The 20869-nt window shown below is 49.9% G+C and carries 15 protein-coding genes and 2 tRNA genes; 5 read left to right on the forward strand and 12 right to left on the reverse strand.

Annotation, left to right across the window (positions count from 1 at the left end):
• The first annotated feature begins 182 nt into the window (after positions 1 to 182).
• Together EL386_RS09615 and EL386_RS09620 are read left to right on the forward strand one after the other, a co-directional pair.
• Entirely contained in the window at positions 183 to 881 is a 699-nt protein-coding gene (locus tag EL386_RS09615) for a response regulator (protein ID WP_126455681.1), read from the forward strand.
• The gene (locus tag EL386_RS09620; protein ID WP_126455683.1) at positions 878 to 2923 is read left to right on the forward strand and encodes an ATP-binding protein; all 2046 of its coding nucleotides are present in this window, start codon (positions 878 to 880) and stop codon (positions 2921 to 2923) included. Before EL386_RS09615 ends, EL386_RS09620 begins: the two co-directional genes overlap by 4 nt.
• A 70-nt stretch (positions 2924 to 2993) precedes the next feature.
• Here the strand turns inward: EL386_RS09620 and EL386_RS09625 are convergent, their stop codons facing one another.
• From EL386_RS09625 to recA, 11 genes are all read right to left on the reverse strand, one after another.
• The gene (locus tag EL386_RS09625; protein ID WP_126455685.1) at positions 2994 to 3299 is read right to left on the reverse strand and encodes a hypothetical protein; all 306 of its coding nucleotides are present in this window, start codon (positions 3297 to 3299) and stop codon (positions 2994 to 2996) included.
• 400 nt (positions 3300 to 3699) lie between these two features.
• A complete protein-coding gene (locus EL386_RS09630) occupies positions 3700 to 6822 on the reverse strand; it encodes an efflux RND transporter permease subunit (RefSeq protein ID WP_126455687.1) in 3123 nt (1040 codons plus the stop codon).
• A gap of 9 nt (positions 6823 to 6831) precedes the next feature.
• Positions 6832 to 8094, reverse strand: a complete 1263-nt coding sequence (locus tag EL386_RS09635) for an efflux RND transporter periplasmic adaptor subunit (protein ID WP_126455689.1) — start codon at positions 8092 to 8094, stop codon at positions 6832 to 6834.
• Complete coding sequence (locus EL386_RS09640) at positions 8081 to 9355, reverse strand: TolC family protein (RefSeq protein WP_126455691.1); 1275 nt, start codon at positions 9353 to 9355, stop codon at positions 8081 to 8083. Before EL386_RS09640 ends, EL386_RS09635 begins: the two co-directional genes overlap by 14 nt.
• A 1255-nt stretch (positions 9356 to 10610) precedes the next feature.
• Positions 10611 to 10687: transfer RNA gene (locus EL386_RS09645), tRNA-Arg, on the reverse strand.
• A gap of 449 nt (positions 10688 to 11136) precedes the next feature.
• Positions 11137 to 11227 (reverse strand) — tRNA-Ser (locus tag EL386_RS09650).
• Between the two features lie 553 nt (positions 11228 to 11780).
• Positions 11781 to 11987, reverse strand: coding sequence for a carbon storage regulator CsrA (csrA, locus tag EL386_RS09655; protein WP_126455693.1), 207 nt, complete (start codon positions 11985 to 11987; stop codon positions 11781 to 11783).
• Positions 11988 to 12213: 226 nt separating this feature from the next.
• Entirely contained in the window at positions 12214 to 13437 is a 1224-nt protein-coding gene (locus EL386_RS09660; RefSeq protein WP_126455695.1) for an aspartate kinase, read from the reverse strand.
• Positions 13438 to 13537: 100 nt separating this feature from the next.
• Positions 13538 to 16144, reverse strand: a complete 2607-nt coding sequence (gene alaS, locus EL386_RS09665; protein WP_197722050.1) for an alanine--tRNA ligase — start codon at positions 16142 to 16144, stop codon at positions 13538 to 13540.
• A gap of 4 nt (positions 16145 to 16148) precedes the next feature.
• A complete protein-coding gene (locus EL386_RS09670) occupies positions 16149 to 16592 on the reverse strand; it encodes a regulatory protein RecX (RefSeq protein WP_126455697.1) in 444 nt (147 codons plus the stop codon).
• A gap of 152 nt (positions 16593 to 16744) precedes the next feature.
• Positions 16745 to 17821 (reverse strand): recombinase RecA, encoded by a 1077-nt coding sequence (recA, locus tag EL386_RS09675; protein WP_126455699.1) that lies wholly within the window; start codon positions 17819 to 17821, stop codon positions 16745 to 16747.
• A 223-nt stretch (positions 17822 to 18044) separates the two neighbouring features.
• Between recA and EL386_RS09680 the strand changes: the two genes are divergently transcribed.
• The 3 genes from EL386_RS09680 (at position 18045) to EL386_RS09690 (ending at position 20145) form a co-directional block, all read left to right on the forward strand.
• Positions 18045 to 18944 (forward strand): WYL domain-containing protein, encoded by a 900-nt coding sequence (locus tag EL386_RS09680; RefSeq protein WP_126455701.1) that lies wholly within the window; start codon positions 18045 to 18047, stop codon positions 18942 to 18944.
• Positions 18945 to 19311: 367 nt separating this feature from the next.
• On the forward strand, positions 19312 to 19698 hold the full coding sequence (locus tag EL386_RS09685) for a tetratricopeptide repeat protein (RefSeq protein WP_126455703.1): 387 nt from the start codon (positions 19312 to 19314) through the stop codon (positions 19696 to 19698).
• 81 nt (positions 19699 to 19779) lie between these two features.
• A complete protein-coding gene (locus EL386_RS09690) occupies positions 19780 to 20145 on the forward strand; it encodes a glyoxalase superfamily protein (RefSeq protein WP_126455705.1) in 366 nt (121 codons plus the stop codon).
• Between the two features lie 81 nt (positions 20146 to 20226).
• Here the strand turns inward: EL386_RS09690 and EL386_RS09695 are convergent, their stop codons facing one another.
• Complete coding sequence (locus EL386_RS09695) at positions 20227 to 20814, reverse strand: FMN-dependent NADH-azoreductase (RefSeq protein ID WP_126455707.1); 588 nt, start codon at positions 20812 to 20814, stop codon at positions 20227 to 20229.
• Positions 20815 to 20869 lie beyond the last annotated feature (55 nt).

Consider the following 20869-nt stretch of genomic DNA (forward strand, 5'->3'; position numbering starts at 1 on the left):
CTCCGATGACAATGCCTGTCTGCGCCGGGATAAGGTTCGATACAGATTTAAGCAATGATGGGCATTTCAATCTTTGCCGCGGGATGGAAAGATCATGGAGAAATCATGGAGAGTGGCGCCCTATGCTCTGCACGGACGATGAGGTAAGGTACAGTTATTATTGAAGATTTGGAGGAAATCGCTTGGATAGAACCATCGCCATCGTCGAGGATGACCCGGACCAGCGGCAAAACTGCGTCGATGCACTGACACGCCGAGGCTATCAGGTGCTGGCCTATGGCACACGTGCCGAGGCGCAGGCGGCATTTGAACAGCAGCTGCCGGACCTCGCGATCCTCGACATCATGCTCGGGGCCGAACAGGATGCAGGCTTTGAACTGTGCCGCTACCTGCTGGCACGTAAGTCAGACCTGCCGATCATTTTTCTTACCAGCCGCAGTGACGACATCGATCGTATTTCCGGTCTGCGTCTGGGCGCATGGGACTATCAGACCAAACCGGTATCGCTGGAATTTCTGGCAGAACGCGTGAGTTCGGTATTTCGTATTCTGAATATCAACCAGGATAAGGAACCGACTGCCAATATCCACCAGATTGGCGATCTTACTCTTGACAGCGAACGTATGCAGGTCGCATGGCAAGAACAGCCGCTGGTTCTGACCTTTACCGAATACAGTGTCTTGCAGGAATTGATTAATAAAAAAGACGCGCGCGGCGCGAGTTATGATGAACTCGCCGAGGCAACGCGTCAGGGTGTGGTGCAGAACAACACTATTAACACCCACATCCTGCACCTGCGCAACAAATTTCGAGACATTGATAAGGACTTTGATTGCATCAAGAGTGTCTATGGCTTCGGTTATCGCTGGGTGTGTGCATGAAAAGCAGACGCAGCAGTATTCGCGGCCGCCTTATCATCATTAGCCTGCTGCTACTGGTCATTCCATGGCTGGGTTATCAATACCTGATAGAAATGAAAGACTTCCTGCTCACCGGACAGGAAAAGGCACAATTGCTCGCCACCCAGGCCATCGCCACCGTATTACATGATCGCAATGACCTGTTTGATCCAACGGAAGACATCCCCGCCTCGCTTATCGAACAGGGTTCCGTCTATGCCTATCCACTCGATGTATCGATCCAGATAGATGGCTATCTAAGTGACTGGGAGCATCTCCTGCCGCATGCCAATCATTATAGTGAAGAAAGTATTATTTCAGTACGCAATGGCAACATGACGGACCTGCCGGAATTTTCACTACTGCTAGGTATTCAGCAACGTTATATTTATGGTGCGATACAGGTTAGTGACGGCACCGTTATCTACCGGCACCCCGGTTATCGGCGGCTGGATAATGGCGACCATGTACGCATGAGCTTTATTGATGCCGAGGAAAAAATCCGGCGCGTCGTGCTGGTTACTGAAGGCCCCGGTACGATCAGCGCCTATGAAGTGGATGAGAACTGGATGTTTCCACTCGGCGGCTACCCGCTTGGCGGTATCTATGGTGAGTGGCTCGAAGGCCCGAACGGTTATGTCGTTGAGTTCCGGATGAAACAGGAACTGCTGGGGCAGGACAAGCGCCTGCGTATCAGCGTGGCTGATGTCGATGATGCCGACAGTCGTCAGGTGAATGCCGAGATCGGCAGCTTGCCTTCACAGTGGTCAAATGAACTCAACGTGCTGGTAGTGCGATCATCGAAACTGGAGAATATTTTACGCGGGCTGGCGCGCTCCGATGCGCATATCTGGGTCGTCGACAGGCATCAGCGTGTACGCGCCTCGGTAGGCGGTCAATCCCTGTACGAAACCGACACCATTGCACGCCTGGATGAACGCCCGGTACTGGAAGCGCTCAATGGCTCGCCGGTGGTGCGTCGCATCGTCGACACTAACACCGGTGATGAGGTCATTATCGCTGCACAGCCGATACTCAATAAAGAGCAGATCATCGGTGCTGTGGTGTTAATGCAAAATACGACCGATATCCTCGCCCTGCAACGCAAGACTTTTTTACAAATCACCCTGACCACCCTGACAGTGTTACTGGTGATTATTCTCAGCCTGCTTGGTTTTGCCTCATGGCTGGCCTGGCGCATCCGCCGATTGAGCCATGAAGCCGATACAGCCATTGATTCTGAGGGCCGTGTGACGGCAACCGAACTCCGCGCTGATCGTGAAAGTCGTGATGAACTGGGACAATTATCACAACGCATGAGCGCCATGTTACAGCGTCTGCAACGCTATACCAGTTTCCTGGAAAACATGCCGCGAACACTGCGCCATGAGATCAATAACCCATTAAATGTCATCAGCACATCATTGCAGAATTTGACAGAGAAACATCCGGACCTGAAAGATGAACAATACCTGCACAGTGCGGAACGTGGTATCCAGCGCTTAAGCCGGATCATGGACAGCCTGACCGAGGCCGCGAGTCTGGAGCAGTCCCTGCAGGGAGATGAGAAGACCCGGTTTGACCTTGCACTGCTGGTACATACCTATGTAGAGAGCTGCCGTCATTCACACCCACAGCAAAGATTTGATTACACCGGGCCGGCCAGCGGCATCGAGCTTACTGGCAGCGCACTGCGTATCGAACAGTTGCTCGACAAACTCGTGGATAATGCTATCGATTTCGCAAGCCCCGAGAGCCCCATCAACATACACCTTGCCATGGAAGGAACGCAGATTATTCTTCGGGTTCTGAACGAAGGACCGTTACTACCGGAAGAACTGCGCGGCTCCACCTTCATGTCCATGACCAGCACCCGGCCATCGAGCGATGAGCGACCTCACCTGGGCATGGGCCTGTTTATCGCCCGGACCATTGCCGAATACCATGGTGGTCAGTTACAGGCAGATAATCGCGCTGATGTTACCGGGGTAGAGATAAAACTGCTTCTGCCTGGCACTACCTAAGTTGCCTCGACGCGAAGGGATAGTTCGCCAGGCAGAATTTCCCGATAAGCAGCGCTTCGGAATACATTTATTATTTGTCGCCCTGCTCATAGTGCCTCACCCGCTGCCATTGCCTGGCGTAAAGCTCGCGTGTCTCATGGATAAGATCAGTAATGGCCCAGGCAGCATCGGCAATGGTCGCGTCGTTCGGATAGTCCTGGCTACCGATTAACAAGCGGCTTATGGCCTCGGCCTTGGCCAGACGCTCAGTGATGGCGTCGGTGAGATCGACGAGGCTGTTGGCATCGTCGTCCTCGCGTATCGCCCAGGCGCTGTCATGAATCAGGTAAAGACCTTTAGTGACAGATTCGGAGTAACTATGATCAGTCTGTGGCATGGCATTAACTCCTTGTATACCGACAGTGTCGGTGCCCACTTGCAAAATCTCAACAAAAAAGCTGCCTCTGACAAGGTATGGCCCGTGCAGCGCCTTTTTATGAGTGGTTTATAAGCCCAAAAATATGAAGTTATCGCGAGTGTGTCAAGCCATGTTTACGCCAGATTTGAAAGAAAAGGTTTTTCAGACACTATAAACATAGTTTTACGGCAACAAATCGCACGCAAGCGTATGAGCTTGCATGATAATTCGCTAACTTTAGATGTTTTTTTCGTATCTATATAGAGCCATAGCATAGGCTGAACAGGCACCAAAGGTACTACCGCGAGAATGGTGTCCGCAAATGCGTGGCATTAAATAATGATCCCTAAATCAAAACACATAATAGTATGACATCAGCTTAATTAGTAGATGTGGATTCCTGTTTATCGTTTACGTAAACAAGCCTGTATAGAGCCGGTAACACAACCAGGGTAAGTATGGTTGACGAAATAATCCCGCCTATTACCACTGTTGCAAGCGGGCGCTGTACTTCAGAACCAATCCCCGTATTAAGCGCCATGGGTATAAAGCCCAATGCGGCGACCAGAGCGGTCATTAATACAGGTCGAAGCCTTGTTAAAGCGCCATCAACAATGGCATCTTCAAGGCCTTTACCATGCATACGCAGATCGCGAATGAATGCGACCATGACTAATCCGTTTAATACGGCAATACCAGATAGAGCGATAAACCCTACCGCAGCTGAAATCGAAAACGGAATATCCCTGAGCAATAATGCGATGATCCCGCCGGTTAACGCCAGGGGCACTCCCGAAAATATCACCGCAGCATCTTTAACCGAACCCAAGGCCATGATCAGCAAACCCAAAACCAACAGCAATGTCAGCGGTACGACTACAGACAGTCTCTTGGAGGCAGATTGTAATTTCTGGTATGTCCCACCGTACTCGACCCAGTAGCCAGCAGGAATGTCTACATTCTTAGTGACAGCATTTTGTACATCTTTGACAAAAGAGCCGAGGTCTCGACCACGGACATTTGCCGCCACAACAACACGGCGTTTACCATTTTCCCTGTATACCTGGTTATAACCCGTAGACAAGTTTAGTTCTGCAATCTCGCCCAAAGCCACATAACCACCTTCAGGTAGCATAACAGGCAGATTAGATAAAGAATCGGTGTCAGTTCTCAGGTCCTCAGCAAGACGTACAACAATGTCTGCGCGCCGGTCACCCTCATACATTTGGCCTGCTACCGTACCACCAAGTGCGGTAGACAACATATCCTGTACGCCCTGTACAGACAGGCCTAAACGAGCCATTGCCTCACGCTTTGGTTCTATTGTCATAATGGGCAAACCCGTCGTTTGCTCAACAGCGACATCAGCAGCGCCTGGCACTTTATTTATGGCTTTTTCTATTTGACTACCGAGGTCTATGAGTTGGTCAAAATCATCGCCAAAAACTTTAACGGCAAGCTCTGTCCTCACGCCTGCAATCAATTCATTAAAGCGCATTTGGATGGGCTGCAAGAATTCATAACGGTTGCCTGGGATAGGTGTGACCAGCGCTTCCAGTTCTTCCACCACTTTGTTCTTCGATTTATCTGGATCCGGCCAGCTGTCTCGAGGTTTTAGTATAATAAAATTGTCCGCAACACTGGGTGGCACGGCATCTGTAGCAACCTCGGCGGTACCAATTTTGGCAAAAACTCTTTCTACCTCAGGCATTTTATTAATTTCTGCTTCCAGCACTTTTTGGAGTTCTATGGCCTGTTGCAATGACGTACCGGGAATTCGCAATGCGTGCATTGCAATATCCCCCTCATCAAGATTAGGCACAAACTCCGAACCCAGCCTGGGAACCAGTAACCCCGACACAATAACCAGCAGCAGCGCCGATGATATTACAATCCAGCGAAATCTTAGGCTTAGCATCAATATCGGTTTATATATGATACGTGCAGTATTAATAATGCGGTTTTGCTTCTCTATGACGGGTTTTCGAAATAATAATGCTACACCTGCCGGAATAAATGTTATCGATAAAACCATCGCACTAACCAGCGCGATAATTACCGTAGTCGCCATGGGGTGGAACATTTTTCCTTCAACACCTGATAGTGCAAAAATAGGGATGTAAACAGCGGTAATAATGAACACTCCAAATAATGCCGGGCGTATCACTTCACGCGTAGAATCAAATACAACTGCCAGGCGTTCCTTCAGTGACATCATGCCATCACGACCAGATTCACTGAGTCTTCTCAGGCAATTTTCTACAATAATCACTGCACCATCGATAATCAAACCAAAATCAAGTGCGCCCAGGCTCATCAGGTTTGCGCTAACACCTGATTTGAGCATACCAGTGATGGTCATGAGCATTGCAATGGGAATGACCAAAGCGGTTAGAATAGCTGCGCGAACATTCCCTAACAGCAGGAAAAGTATAACGATGACAAGTATGGCGCCTTCTATCAGATTCTTTTGAACGGTAACCAAGGTTTTATCGACCAATTCTGTGCGATTGTAAACTGCCGTCGCGGTGATGCCTGCCGGTAATGTAGATTTAATTTCCTCCAGCTTTATAGCAACATCGTTGGCAACCGTGCGACTATTTTCACCGATTAGCATAAACACGGTGCTCATAACCACTTCTCGGCCATTCTGGGTGGCAGCACCTGAACGTAATTCCTTACCAAGTCCGACTGTAGCCACATCCTTTATGCGTATAGGTACACCCTGTTGCTGTCTAATAACGATATTCTCAATGTCTGCCATGCCCGTCACCTGACCAGGCACCCTCATTAACCATTGTGAGCCGTTGCGCTCGATGAAGCCTACACCCCGGTTATCATTATTTCTCTGCAGTGCGTTATATATATCAGGGTAACCAAGCCCATATGCGAGTAGCTTGCCTGGTTCTGGGGCCACCAGGATCTCTTTCTTGAAGCCACCAACCGGGTTAATTTCCGCAACGCCAGCTACCCGTGATAATTGTGGGCGAATAATCCAGTCGTGAACTGAACGAAGGTCTGTAGGCGTGATGGCGCTGCCATCCGGGTTTGTCGCCCCCGGCTCGGCATCAACCGTAAACATGAAAATCTCACCCAAACCGGTAGCAATCGGACCCAGCTTGGGTTCTAGTGACGCTGGCAAATCACTTTTGGCAGCATTCAAACGTTCGCCAACCAATTGGCGTGCAAAATAGATATCTGTTCCTTCTTCAAAAACAACCGTCACCTGTGAAAGGCCATAACGTGAAACAGAGCGTGTATAAGAAAGCTTTGGCAAACCGACCATTGCTGTTTCTACCGGAAAGCTTACTCTTTGTTCAGCTTCCAATGGCGTATAGCCAGGTGCAGCGGTATTAATTGAGACTTGTACATTGGTGATATCCGGTACTGCATCAATGGGTAGTTTGGTGAAGTTCCATATACCCAGGCCCATCACCAAAAGTACGGCTGTCATCACCAGACCACGGCGAGCCAGCGAGAAATTAATTATAGCTTCAAGCATGATAACTCCTTAGTGATCGTGTGATGCGCCAGATTTTTCAATGTCGGCTTTGATGATGTAGCTGTTATCGCTGACATAACGTGTGCCTGGCTCAAGACCACCAAGTACTTCCACCCACTCACCATCCTGACGGCCTAGTTCCAGCATACGTACTTCGTATTCATCACCTATCTTTGCGTATACCACGGTAAAGTCTCTGAATGCCTGTAAGCCAGTGCGTTTCACTGCAAGATCTACAGAGTGCATTGCTATTTCAATATCGGCTGAAACAAAGCTGCCCGGGAGTAAACGCCCCTCCTTGTTATCCAGCACAACGCGTGCAGTAACGGCCTGATTTACCTCAGTCATAACATTAATGCGATCAATGACACCATCAAATACCTGCCCACCTATTGCCGTGGTTATGCGGACAGGGGCACCAATACGTACTCGTGTGCGATCAGAAGGAAATATGGACAAATTGGCCCACACTGAAGAGGTGTCCATAATCGTAAACAGGTTGCGTCCATTGGTTTGCTCACCAGGGTTTGCATTGCGATGTGTGATTACGCCACTGATCGGTGCGTTGATGTTATATATTTTCAGACTTTCATTGCTCTCGACTCGTGCGAGAAGCTGACCTTTCTTAACCGTATCGCCAATTGATGGTGCCACAGACTTAATTTGGCCATCAAATCGCGCACTGACATCTCTCATACGCTCACTGTCACCGACAATCTTTCCGTACACAGTGACAATTTCTTTTATGACCCCGGCTTCTGCTACTGATGTCCCAATAGCGAGCGCTTCGGCCACCTTGGGTTCGATCATAGTGCGGCCTTCAAAATTATCATATTCCCAGCTATGGGTTACCCCCTTGTGAAGGGCAATGATATTGACCACGAATGAATGGGGTTCATAGATGACCGTATCGCCGCGCAGTGCGTCCCCATGCGGCTCGAAACCTATGTCATCTATCTTGTTACCCAGTCGAATTAATTTAATCTTCAGATCAACTTCATCCGGTGTAAGTAAACGACCTTCATTTTTCGCCCAGGCACGAAATTCTGGCGGCACACCCGTTTCGAAAATTGATAGTTCGAGCGAGAAATCACCAGAATGTAGCATGCGACCACCATGAGGTCCTTTTTCAACTTCTATTTCTGTTTCTGCACCGTGCTCTCCAGCCATCGAACTTTTGGGTTCGTTATCACTAACACCACAAGCACTAAGCAATATTGCAAAGCTAACAGTCCAGAATAGTTGTAAAAATTTAGTATTACCTGACTTCATGATTTTTCTCCAAACGAGCCATATTGCTACCTGTTAGGCGCTCGATTTCAATTTTGTTTCGGTGGTAATTACTCGCGGTAACCGCTGCTTCCAGTTGCGCATCAAGCAAGGTTCTTTGAACGGTGTTTAGTTCAATGAGAGAGTATCGACCTGCCTCATAACCACGTTTATAATCACGAAGCACCAGTTCTGCTTCCGGAATTATTATTTCTCGCAATACCTTCACCGCATCAATCGCATGATGGATTTCCTGGTATAACGCGTATAGATTCGTATACAGTGTGATACGTCGTTGCTCACGGTTATAGGGTGTCAACTGGGATAATAACTGTGCTTCACCTATAAATGGCTTGGCTCGTGATGATGAACCAAAAGGCATACTGGCCGATAACACCAGGGCGGTATCCGACGTATCGTGAAAATGTCTAATACCGCCTGATATTTCCACATCCGATCGGCTGCGTGAGTTGGCAAGATTCAGTCGTGCTGCAGCAAGGCGTTCCTGCGTTGCATACTGAACAATATCCGGATTTCTCGTCAATAGTTCCTCGAGTTGCTGGAAAGAGCCTGGTTCTTGCAGTGAAAACAATTCTGCCTGTGCCGATATAAAACCGGGTGATGTTTTTCCCCATGTTGATGAAAGCTTGACACGGGATGTCTTCAATTCGTGCTCAATATGCTCTAATTCTATTTTCGCTCGTTCCAGTTCAATTCTTACCCGTCTCTGTTCTGCTTGTGGGCTTTTACCGAGTCTTACGCGTTTTGCGACAATATCCTGTATGCCTTTTATGAGTGCTAATTTATTCTTAGCTATTTTCAGCTTATGTTGGTCAAGCACAACCTCTACAAAACGCCTTGTCGCCTCTGCCAGAAGATCGAGCTTCCTTGCATCTTGTTCATTTCGTAATAAGTTGGCTTCATTTTTCGCAACGCTTTCACGCAACTCAGGTTTCCGGCCGAGTTCTAATACCTTGGCTAAACTAAGCGTTGTTTCAAGACGATCATTACCGCTATACACGCCCGATCCAGCAACGTTTTCAAGCTCAAGTTTGAGAGTCAACGGGGATAATGATTGTTGTGCCTGCTGAACCCTTGCTACGGCTGCCCTTGACTCAATGTCACCGGCCAGTATTTGCGGATTATGCTCAAGGACTTTAGCAACAACCTGTTCCAGGCTGATTACATTGGCAGTAAATTTATCCCCAGCATACGCTGACGATATAGATATAAGCATCGCTACCAGGGGTATCCAGTATCGCATCGTTTATATACTCCCGGACATGGTAAAATAGTCCGAATAATGATTTTTAATGTTGCGCATAGACAGCATGCGTGTGCCAGGCGAAACGCCGGCAAAATTTATCAAAAGGGATATCTAAAAATTAATGGAGGGGTGGTGCTCGGAGAGGAGGGGTACTACAAATATACAACTTACGCAGATGAGTAGACACAAGCGGACGAAGCTTGTGAGATGAAAAAGTAATACTTAGGAAAACAAAAATTCCAATCAAGATAGCTATAAAGAGAGAATTAAAATTAACTTTCTTTATCAAGGTATCAGGTGTTGCAGCTAATACAACATCATCTTCATGCCCATCATGCCCCCTAGTATCGGAAATAGCATGAATAGCAGCATGATGATCGTGAGCCTGAGATGTCATATTGGTCAAATGGGATGAGACTAATAGATCATCTTCATGATACATATGGATGTGTGCAGGGAATAGCGACAGCATAACAACAGCAGCCAGAACCAGCCAACTGACGGATTTGTTTACAAATATGAATTTTCGCCAAGAACGCATCCCTGAATTTTAACAATATGCGCTAACCTTACGCAATAAATTAATTTTTATAAATACCACTCTCACACTATGTAAGTGCCGTTTCGCTCTTAACCGTGCCACCGTCATATTTGGCCTGGATCTATGCGGTCAACATTGCCAAGATTTGTTTGCCTGATCATCTAATCGCTCAGTGCATCACTGATCGTCAATACAATAAAGGGACGAGCCTTTTTGGGTTGGTACATGGATTTATTCGGCGTAGTTACCGGAGTATGACAGTCCCTCAGAGCAAATTGACCAATTAGTGCTGTCATGTTGCCGGTACTTGGACTATTGCCGTTAGTTGCGGTCAGCCTGCGAGTGGCGCGCCTGGAGCGATTATTCGGCCTGTGGCCTCACCCCTTCGGGGCCGTCGTCGCAAGCTCCAACGTTCTGCGCCGACTTCGTCGGCTTGTCGAACGATCCTTCATATTACGTCGGGCGTTCGAATCACCTTTCAAACATACCCCATAAATGCAAAAAGCCCCCATAAAGGGAGCTTTTTGCATTTATATGGCGCGCCTGGAGCGATTACTCGGGCTATGCCCTCGCCCTACGGGCCGGCCTTCGGCCGTTCTGCGCCGACTTCGTCGTCTTGTCAAACGCTACCTTTTAATGTCGGGTGTTCATAAACCATCTTCAGGCGAACAAATAAAAAAGCCTCCGCAAAGGAGGCTTTTTTATCTTGTATGGCGCGCCTGGAGCGATTCGAACGCCCGACCGCCTGGTTCGTAGCCAGGTACTCTATCCAGCTGAGCTACAGGCGCTTAAGAGGCGCGTATTATCCTTGGAATCCACCATTCAGTCAAGATTAGTTCCTGCTAATGTACACCGAATTTCGCGCTAAGCATCCGTGTTTGTTGAGAAATAATCCTGTCGAGGGTTTCAAATCCCTCGCCTAAGAACCAAAAAACCGCCCAGTGGGCGGTTTTTTGGTTATGGCGGATGCCCTGACGCTGGAAGCGTAGGGTACTCATAATGAAGCCCGAAGGGATTCTATGAGAGCGAGGGATTACTCGGGCTATCGCCCTCGCCCTTCGGGCCGCCTTTGGCGTTCTGCGCTGCTCCGCAGCTTGTGACCGGAGCGATGCGTAGGAAATACCTGATGAAACCCGAAGGGGTTCTGAGGTGCAAACCGGCTTTTTATATTCATCGAGGGTTCAAATCCCTCGCCTAAGAACCAAAAAAACCGCCCAGTGGGCGGTTTTTTTGGTTATGGCGGAGAGCGAGGGATTCGAACCCTCGATAGGGTATAAGCCTATACACCCTTAGCAGGGGTGCGCCTTCAGCCACTCGGCCAGCTCTCCAATTCTTTCTATTACCCACTAATAGTACGACAGGTAACGTATTTTGCACGGCACACGCTATTTAAAACGGGGTGCGCGTTACTCGGGACTCCGTCCCTCGCCCCTTCGGGGCCGTCGTCGTCCATCTCCGATGGCTCCAACGTTCAAGCGGCAAAGCCGCTTAGTCAGCCACTCGGCCAGCTCTCCAAAAACTCTAACTATCAGTATTAAACGGTTCTAACTACTCCATTGCATCCAATATAAAATGGAGCCACTTGCCGGAGCAGAGCGTTGCCCTGACACTCAATGTGTAGGGTACTCACAATGAACCCTTCAGGGTTCTGTGAGACAACCTAATGAAGCCCGAAGGGATTCTAGGTGCGGCCAGCTCTCCAAATATCCACAGAGGATGACCTCAGCGAGAGCGGTATTATATAGGGTTAATGCGAAAGCAAAAAGCCCCGACCGGCACTTGGTCGAGGCTTTTTTTATCCGCCTGGCTTAAAATCAGCCAATATAGCGAAAATAAGCGAAATGGCTTGTTACCCACCCCAGAAATTCCGGGGAAAACGTCTTACTCGCTTACTGTGGACTCATCTTTTACTGCGGGCTCATCTTTCTCACGCTGAATGCGCTCGTAGATCTCCTCACGGTGTACTGTGACATCCTTTGGGGCATTCACACCGATTCGTACCTGGTTACCCTTCACCCCGAGTACGGTAACGGTGACATCGTCACCGATAATCAGCGTTTCGCCGACACGTCTTGTCAAAATTAACATGTTACTGCTCTCCTGATAGAACCATTACAACAATTGGTTGAGTCATCCTTTTCGAACTCGTTTTATATATCGTCCAGCAGAGTCGAAAACTATACCCCTAAGCCCCTGTTAACGTCATAAAAAATATGCCGTTATCTCTCCCGATTGTATTAGCCTGCCATGGCCTTCTGATTATATACTAATTCTATAGCCTTATTTTAAATAGGTACATACGGGTTTATTATTATTATAAATCTTCTTTAAGATCAAAGGCTTGATGAAGTGCGCGCACGCCAAGCTCAAGGTACTTTTCATCTACCACCACAGAAACCTTGATCTCAGAGGTAGAAATCATCTGAATATTAATATTTTCGGCCGCCAGGGTCGAAAACATTTTACTGGCAATACCGGCATGCGAACGCATGCCCACGCCTACCAGTGAAATCTTGATGATCTTATCATCACCCTTCACCTCGCGGGCGGAAAGTTCCCTGGCGACCTGCTTCAGTACCTCCATACCACGCGCAAATTCGTTGCGGTGCACCGTGAAGGTGAAATCGGTGGTGTCATCGGCCGCGACGTTCTGCACAATCATATCCACTTCGATATTGGCATCGGCAATCGGACCGAGGATCTTGGAGGCCACACCGGGATGATCCGGCACACCCAGAATGGTCAGCTTGGCCTCGTCACGATTGAAGGCAATACCTGAAATAACCGGTTGTTCCATGCTTGTTTCCTCGGAGGTGATCAGCGTGCCCTGCCCTCCCTCATCAAATGAAGACAGCACACGCAGTGGCACATTGTACTTGCTGGCAAACTCGACCGAACGGATCTGCAAAACTTTCGAGCCAAGACTCGCCATCTCGAGCATTTCTTCGTAGGTGATACGATCCAGCCGGCGGGCCTCCGGCACCACACGCGGGTCGGTGGTGTAGACACCGTCCACATCCGTATAAATCTGACACTCATCGGCCTTCAGCGCGGCGGCCATGGCCACGGCAGTGGTATCCGAACCGCCACGACCCAGGGTTGTGACATTACCGTGTTCGTCGATACCCTGGAACCCGGCGACCACCACGACGCGACCGGCATCGAGGTCGGCGCGTACCTTGGCATCGCTAATATCCATAATACGTGCCTTATTATGCGTGCTATCGGTCAGTATTCGTACCTGGCTGCCGGTATAGGAACGAGCCGGGTAACCACGCGCCTCCAGACACATGCTCAACAGGGCGATGGTCACCTGTTCACCGGTGGAGAGCAACACGTCCAGCTCACGCGGGGTTGGGCGGTCACTGACACCCGCGGCGAGTTCGAGCAGGCGATTGGTTTCACCGCTCATGGCAGACAGCACGATAATCATTTGATCACCGGCATCACGACCTTTAATCACACGATCGGCCACGGCCTGGATGCGTTCGACGCTACCCACCGAGGTGCCACCATATTTTTGAACGATTAATGCCATACTTGCTTCACATGCGCCAGCTTGTGCCGCCCATTATTACTTTCACAAAGGGCGGAGATTAAACACGAAAATCCAATGGATATAAAGGGCTTTTGGCCATTTAGGCGCCAATTTGTGCCTGAACCCACGCCGCCACGGAGGCCAGTGCCCCATCCAGCGCCGCCGGGTTGTTGCCACCGGCCTGTGCCATATCCGGTCGACCGCCGCCCTTACCCCCGACCTGCTGGGCGACACTATTGACGAGCTCACCGGCCTTGATGCGGTCGGTAGCGTCCTTGCTGACCCCGGCGATCAGGGTCACCTTGTCTCCCTCGGCGGCACCGAGGATGATCGCCGAGGTGCCGAGTTTGTTCTTTAACTGGTCTACCGTGTCACGCAGGGCCTTGGCATCGGCGCCATCGAGGCGCGCCGCCAATATCTTGATACCGCCTACGTCGACGGCCTGTGCGGCGAGATCACTGCCGGCCGAGCTGGCCAGCTTGCCCTTTAATTGCTCGAGTTCCTTCTCCAGCTTGCGCTGGCGCTCGAGTAATTGCGTGACCTTGTCATTAACATCCTCGCGGCTGCCCTTGAGCAATTTCGCCACGCTGTTAAGACGGGCTTCATCTTCGGCAATACGCTGCAGCACACCGGCACCGGTCACGGCCTCGATGCGGCGAATACCGGCGGCGGTTCCGGTTTCATTAATAATCTTGAACACCCCGATATCACCCGTGCGCCGGGCATGTGTGCCACCACAGAGTTCTACCGAGAAGTCGCTCATGCTCAAGACGCGGACTTCGTCGGCATATTTCTCGCCGAACAGGGCCATGGCCCCGGAGGCGCGGGCATCGTCAATGTTCATAAGTTTGGTTTCAACTTTATGGTTGGCACGAATATGCGCGTTGACGATATTTTCGATCTCACTTAACTGTTCCGGTGTCACCGCTTCAAAGTGAGAGAAGTCAAAGCGCAGGCGCCCGGCATCGACCAGCGAGCCCTTCTGCGTGACGTGCTCGCCGAGCACCTGGCGCAGGGCGGCGTGCATCAAGTGTGTAGCGGAATGATTCAGTGCCGTTGCCTGCCTTGCGGCCGTATCCACCTCGGCGGTGATAATGTCGCCCACCGTTAATGCACCACGACGCATTTTGCCGATATGCAGAATCGTGTCGGCACCGGCCTTCTGCGTGTCACTGACATCGAAGCTCACATCCGCTTCTTCGAGCACGCCGATATCACCTGCCTGTCCACCCGATTCGGCATAGAACGGCGTCTGCTCGAGCACCACGACACCCTCCTGACCTTCCTCCAGACTATCTACCGACTGGCCGTCATGAAACAGCGCAATGACCCTGGTGTCTTCTGCAAGGTGCTCGTAACCGGTAAACGGCGTAGTGACATCCAGCTTTAATTCGCCGGTATCCGTGGTGTGAAACTTGCCGGCGGCACGCGCGCGCTCACGCTGCGCGGTCATTTCACGTTCAAAACCTTCGCTGTCCAGCTCAAGATTACGTTCACGCGCAATATCACCGGTCAGGTCATACGGGAAGCCATAGGTATCATAGAGCTTGAAGATGGTTTCACCCGGAATGACCTTGCCCTTGAGCTCGCCTATTGCGAGCTCAAGAATTTTCATACCCTGATCCAGCGTCTCGGCAAAGCGTTCCTCCTCGGTGCGCAACACACGTTCAACCTGCTCACGCACGACAGGCAGTTCCGGGTAGGCATCACCCATCTCATCACACAACGGGGCGACTAATTTATAAAAGAAGGTCTCGTTAATGCCGAGCTTGTAACCGTGACGGATCGCGCGACGAATAATGCGGCGCAACACATAACCACGACCTTCATTGGAAGGGATCACACCATCGACAACGAGGAAACTGCAGGCACGGATGTGGTCGGCGATCACACGCAGGGAGGCCTGCTTGAGGTCGTCGGTATTGGCGAGTCTGGCCACGGCCTTGATTAAATTCTGGAACAGGTCGATATCATAGTTCTCATGGCCGTTTTGCAAAATCGCCGCAAGGCGTTCGAGGCCCATGCCAGTATCCACCGACGGCGCCGGCAGCGGTGTCAGCTTGCCGTCTTTATCACGGTCATACTGCATGAACACCAGGTTCCAGATCTCGATATACCGATCACCGTCTTCCTCCGGTGTGCCCGGTGGACCACCCGCGACATCCGGACCATGGTCGTAAAATATCTCAGTACATGGGCCACAGGGGCCGGTATCCCCCATTGACCAGAAGTTATCCTTGGCACCGATGCGCGAGAAACGCGCCGGGTCGACACCGATCTCTTTCAACCAGATATCGGCGGCCTCGTCGTCGTCTTCAAACACGGTGACCCAGAGTTTTTCCGCCGGCAGCCTGGCCACCTCGGTGAGAAACTCCCAGGCATATTGAATCGCTTCGCGCTTGAAGTAATCGCCAAAGCTGAAGTTGCCAAGCATTTCAAAGAAGGTATGGTGACGTGCGGTGTAACCGACGTTCTCGAGGTCGTTGTGCTTGCCACCGGCGCGCACACAACGCTGCACACTGGTGGCGCGCGTGTAAGGGCGCTTTTCCTGGCCGAGGAAGGTTTCCTTGAACTGCACCATACCGGCGTTGGTAAACAACAGGGTCGGATCATTGCCCGGCACCAGCGGGCTGCTGGCGACGATTTCATGGCCCTTGCCATGGAAGTAATCCAGGAAGGCCTGGCGAATCTCATTCGTGCTCATCATCGTTCTAATCATCCAACCCTTTCAGCGCCGCATTCAGATGCGCCTGGGTAAAACCCCTGTATTGCAAGAACCGCATTTGTTTGGCGCGTTGTTCAAACGCCTCCGGCAGCCCTTCCCCAAATTTTCTGACCCGCACCTCGCGGGCCACCCCAAACCAGTCGATCTCAGCGCCATCCAGATACGTCTCTATGAGTGCCTCTTCGACACCACGCTCCTGCATTTCCATGCGGATACGCACCGGACCATACCCCCTGTTGCTGCGCATGCGCACATAACTCTCCGCATAACGCTCATTACTCAGCAGGCGATCCGCGATCAACGTGGCGATCACCTTGTCTATAACATCAGCTGGGAAATCTCGCTGCTGCAGCTTGCGCGTCAGTTCAAATACCGAGTGTTCGCGCCGGGCGAGCATATTCGCGGCGGAGCGGAGTGCTTTGTCATACATCTCAATTGGCCTCAAACCCCACAGCCAGGCGCGTATTTTAGCCTAGCCGGACAATGACTTAAAGTGGCATAGCCACATACGCGTGGCCGTACCCTACGGAAATGCAAAAGGGGTGCATCAGCACCCCTTTTGGTCAAGTTTTAACCAAATACTCAGACTTCAGCATCCTCTTCCAACAGACTGTCATCTTCTTCAAGATCGGCAGTGGCCGCTTTGGCTATGGCCTCCTTGCTTGGCAGCATCTTGGCGCGGATCTGTGCCTCGATTTCATCCGACATTTCCGGGTTCTCTTTCAGGAAGTTACGCACATTGTCCTTACCCTGACCGATGCGCTCACCATTATAGCTGTACCAGGCCCCGGCCTTGTCGATGATGTCGAGGTTAACGCCCATATCGATGATCTCGCCATGGTGGGAGATCCCCTCGCCGTAGAGGATATCGAACTGTACCTGTTTGAACGGTGGTGCGACCTTGTTTTTCACCACCTTGACCCGGGTCTCGTTACCGAGGATCTCGTCACCCTTCTTGATGGCACCAATACGGCGGATATCCAGACGCACCGAGGCGTAGAACTTCAGGGCGTTACCCCCGGTGGTGGTCTCGGGGTTGCCGAACATAACGCCGATCTTCATACGAATCTGGTTAATAAAGATGACCATGGTGTTCGAGCGTTTGATGTTACCGGTCAGCTTACGCAGGGCCTGTGACATGAGGCGGGCCTGCAGGCCCATGTGGGAATCACCCATATCGCCTTCAATTTCAGCCTTTGGTGTCAATGCCGCGACCGAGTCGACCACCAGCACATCCACCGCCCCGGAGCGCACCAGCATATCGGTGATTTCCAGCGCCTGCTCGCCGGTATCCGGCTGCGAGACCAGCAGGTCATCGATATTCACGCCCAGCTTTTCGGCATAACTCGGGTCCAGCGCATGCTCGGCATCGACAAAGGCACAGGTACCGCCGGCCTTCTGCGCCTCGGCGATCACATGCAGGGTCAGGGTCGTCTTACCGGAAGATTCCGGGCCATAGATCTCGACCACACGACCTCTGGGCAGACCACCGATGCCAAGCGCGACATCCAGCCCCAGGGAACCGGTCGAAACCACTTCAATATCGTTATTCACGCCTTCATCACCAAGGCGCATCACCGAGCCCTTGCCGAACTGCTTTTCGATTTGTCCCAGTGCGGCGCTGAGTGCCTTGTTCTTCTGATCATCTGTATTAGCCATCTTGCTTCTCCTGTTCTTAAGTGACATCTCGTTGTTTGCTCAGGTGTTTTCAATTCGTGGTGAGGCCATCCCTCACCTGTTGCAAGAGAGAATAGGCTATACTTTCGCCTGTGTCAATACTTTTTACCACCTAGATAATTTATACTTTGTCATAATTTTTACTCAGGTGCTTTATATAGTTGGGGAAGGCGCTATAATTCCTTGTAAATTCAATGGAGTTAGCATGGCAAGTCCGTACAAATCCCCTGCCGAGGTCAAATGGGCCGTACGCCAGCGGTTCCTCTATATAGAGATCATGGCCTTTTATACCGGCCTGGTGACGCGCAGTGACGTGGCGCGAACCTTTGGCCTCTCCGATGCCGCCGCCACCAAGGACCTGAAGGCCTACAGCGAGCAGGCCCCGGACAACCTCGCCTACCGCCACAGTGTGTTCGGCTTCGTGCCGACCGCGAGCTTCCAGGCCCTGTTTGCCGACCTCTCGCCTGAGGTCGTGCTGCCGATGATCGCCGCCAACCTCGCCACGGTCGGCGGCGCGGCAGGCCTTGATGGTGATGAGAATGTCTACGGTATCCCGGTCGAGGCCCTGCCCCTGCCGACCCGCCTGCCCAGTGTTGAGGTCTGCGCACCGATCATCCGCGCCATGAAACAACACCAGCAGTTACGCGTCCGTTACAAATCCCTGTCAGACCGTCAGGCCGAAGAAAACCGCATCATTGAACCGCACTCTCTGGTTAACACCGACCTGCGCTGGCACGTGCGCGCCTACAGTCACGATACTTATGATTTCCGAGATTTTGTGCTCTCACGCATCGTCGAGGCCGAGCTGCTGGATCAAGACGCCGAGTCCAACATCCAGTACGACGACGACTGGGTAGAACTCGCCACCCTGCAACTCGCCCCGCACCCGAAACTGGATGCGCGCAAGCGAGAGAGTTTATTAGTCGATTACGATGCACAAGGTGAGGTGATTGAACTGGAGGTTAGGCATGCCCTGGTCGGTTACCTGCTGCATCGCCTGTCGGTGGATACGTCGGTGGATCATTCCATGAACCCGAATGCCTACCAGTTGGTACTGGTGAACCGGGATGAGATTGAGCCGTTTGCGGGGTGGGCGTTTTTGTAAGAGCGTTTAACCGCAAAGGTCGCGAAGTAACGCGAAGGAAAACAAACAATAACACCATAATAAGGCTGGATTCATTACCCGCCTGGTCTTACACTCAAAATATAATAACGAGGGATAGGATGTCTCGCACTTCTCAGACAATCTTTCCTGAACAAGAAAAATAAGTATAGGGAAACGCAATAATTCCTAATATTTAACTCAGGTATTATCTAACCTTAGATTGTCATTTTAGATATTGTTTGAGTCCTTATATTTTTAGTTACGTTGTTGAAACATTTAATAGCAAGGGTGTTATGCACCCTAAATGCCCGAATTAAAAAGGACATTTAGGTCCACTAATTATAGTTAGCGCAAAGGAATAAATTGTATGGAAGCAGAAATATTACAAGAATTAGAAACAATTCGTGTATTTGTTTTTATTATTATGTGCGTAGTAGCTGTTTGGGGATTGGTGAAAACAATAGAGTCAACTCAGAATATAGTTGTAAGTTTCAAAAAGGCATGGGATACGTTTTTTGAAAATAGAGTTGTTGGGTTGATTGATAAAGGCGAATATCAAGAAGCCATTTCTGAGTGCAAAAATAAGTTAAAGAAATACCCTAACCATGTTGATGCCAACTGGCTCATAGCAAAAGCTTATTATTTCACTGAGAATAACGAACTTTCAAAAGTGCATTTTGAGAAATCTATCTATCTAGTGCCGGGTTGGGAAAATATAGCAAGCGAATATATTGAGAAAATAAATGCGCGCTAACAAGGCACTCCACCGGACGCAAATTACGCTACGCTTCATTTGCGCCCGTGAGTTTAAACGTTACGTGTAAAAGGAAATGAAATGGAATTCCAAGCAATACCAATAATAAGAATATTTGACGAAAGGAAAGCTAAAGAATTTTATTTAGGCTTTCTCGGTATGAATCTCGATTGGGAGCACCGGTTTGAGGCAGGCTTTCCAATTTATATGCAGGTATCATGTGGAAATTTAGTATTTCACTTGAGTGAGCATTCAGGCGATTGTACTCCGGGCTCAAAAGTATTCGTCAATACAAATGAACTCGATAATCTTTTCAAAGAGATTATCTCAAAAGATTACAAATACAATAAACCGGAAATGACTACTGCACCTTGGGGTGCAAAAGTATTTGAAGTTACAGATCCGTTTTCAAACAAGGTTCTATTTAATGAACAGGCAAAAACATAACAAGGTACTCGCGTGTGACACTGCGCGCTATCGCGCTTGCACCCCACAGCCTGAACGTTAAACGCCATCAATTAAACTCCTTTATATTATCAGGCTACCAATTTTTTCTTTGGCGAACTTGATTTTTTCTTCTCCATCATTTCCGTAAACACCATCAGCCGAAATAATCTCAACATTCGTAATTCCGATAAAAGCCAGGAAATGCCTCAACCAAGGCGTCATGAAATCAATGTTGCTATTCACACCTGTTCCTCCAGTTACGACGACGACAAAAGCTTTTTTATTCCTGAGCAGTCCTACAGGACCATTATCGGTGTATTCAAATGTTCTTTTCACTCTTGCTACCAAATCTGCCCATGCTTTCAAACTGGCAGGAGGCCCAAAATTATACATAGGCGCGCCAATTATTAGATAATCAGCTAACTCAAGCTCTTCTATTAATGAGTCAGATAGAGCTGCTAACTCATTTTCCTCAACAGTCCGCTCCTCCAATAATTTTTCAACTGAGTTTAGTGACTGTTCACTAATGAAATGAATACCTCTAGTCAAATCTCTGTGGATAACCTCATTTGCATCCCCCTTTATCCTGTCGGCTAGAATCCCTGTTAACTCGCGAGATGTCGAACTATTAAAGCGTACGCTTGAATCGATCACTAAGATTTTCGCCATGTATTCACCTATCACATTAATGGAGATGTGTTATTTATAGATATAAATAACTTGA

The sequence above is a fragment of the Sulfuriflexus mobilis genome (assembly GCF_003967195.1).
Lineage (GTDB): Bacteria > Pseudomonadota > Gammaproteobacteria > AKS1 > AKS1 > Sulfuriflexus > Sulfuriflexus mobilis.

Excerpts from the sequence above, each read along its gene's own strand:
- EL386_RS09640 (WP_126455691.1), bottom strand. The coding sequence starts at position 9,355 with ATGCGATACTGGATACCCCTGGTAGCGATGCTTATATCTATATCGTCA.
- EL386_RS09680 (WP_126455701.1), top strand. The coding sequence starts at position 18,045 with ATGGCAAGTCCGTACAAATCCCCTGCCGAGGTCAAATGGGCCGTACGC.
- EL386_RS09625 (WP_126455685.1), bottom strand. The coding sequence starts at position 3,299 with ATGCCACAGACTGATCATAGTTACTCCGAATCTGTCACTAAAGGTCTT.
- csrA (WP_126455693.1), bottom strand. The coding sequence starts at position 11,987 with ATGTTAATTTTGACAAGACGTGTCGGCGAAACGCTGATTATCGGTGAC.
- EL386_RS09690 (WP_126455705.1), top strand. The coding sequence starts at position 19,780 with ATGGAATTCCAAGCAATACCAATAATAAGAATATTTGACGAAAGGAAA.
- EL386_RS09685 (WP_126455703.1), top strand. The coding sequence starts at position 19,312 with ATGGAAGCAGAAATATTACAAGAATTAGAAACAATTCGTGTATTTGTT.
- EL386_RS09660 (WP_126455695.1), bottom strand. The coding sequence starts at position 13,437 with ATGGCATTAATCGTTCAAAAATATGGTGGCACCTCGGTGGGTAGCGTC.
- EL386_RS09635 (WP_126455689.1), bottom strand. The coding sequence starts at position 8,094 with ATGAAGTCAGGTAATACTAAATTTTTACAACTATTCTGGACTGTTAGC.
- recA (WP_126455699.1), bottom strand. The coding sequence starts at position 17,821 with ATGGCTAATACAGATGATCAGAAGAACAAGGCACTCAGCGCCGCACTG.
- EL386_RS09620 (WP_126455683.1), top strand. The coding sequence starts at position 878 with ATGAAAAGCAGACGCAGCAGTATTCGCGGCCGCCTTATCATCATTAGC.
- alaS (WP_197722050.1), bottom strand. The coding sequence starts at position 16,144 with ATGATGAGCACGAATGAGATTCGCCAGGCCTTCCTGGATTACTTCCAT.
- EL386_RS09630 (WP_126455687.1), bottom strand. The coding sequence starts at position 6,822 with ATGCTTGAAGCTATAATTAATTTCTCGCTGGCTCGCCGTGGTCTGGTG.
- EL386_RS09695 (WP_126455707.1), bottom strand. The coding sequence starts at position 20,814 with ATGGCGAAAATCTTAGTGATCGATTCAAGCGTACGCTTTAATAGTTCG.
- EL386_RS09670 (WP_126455697.1), bottom strand. The coding sequence starts at position 16,592 with ATGTATGACAAAGCACTCCGCTCCGCCGCGAATATGCTCGCCCGGCGC.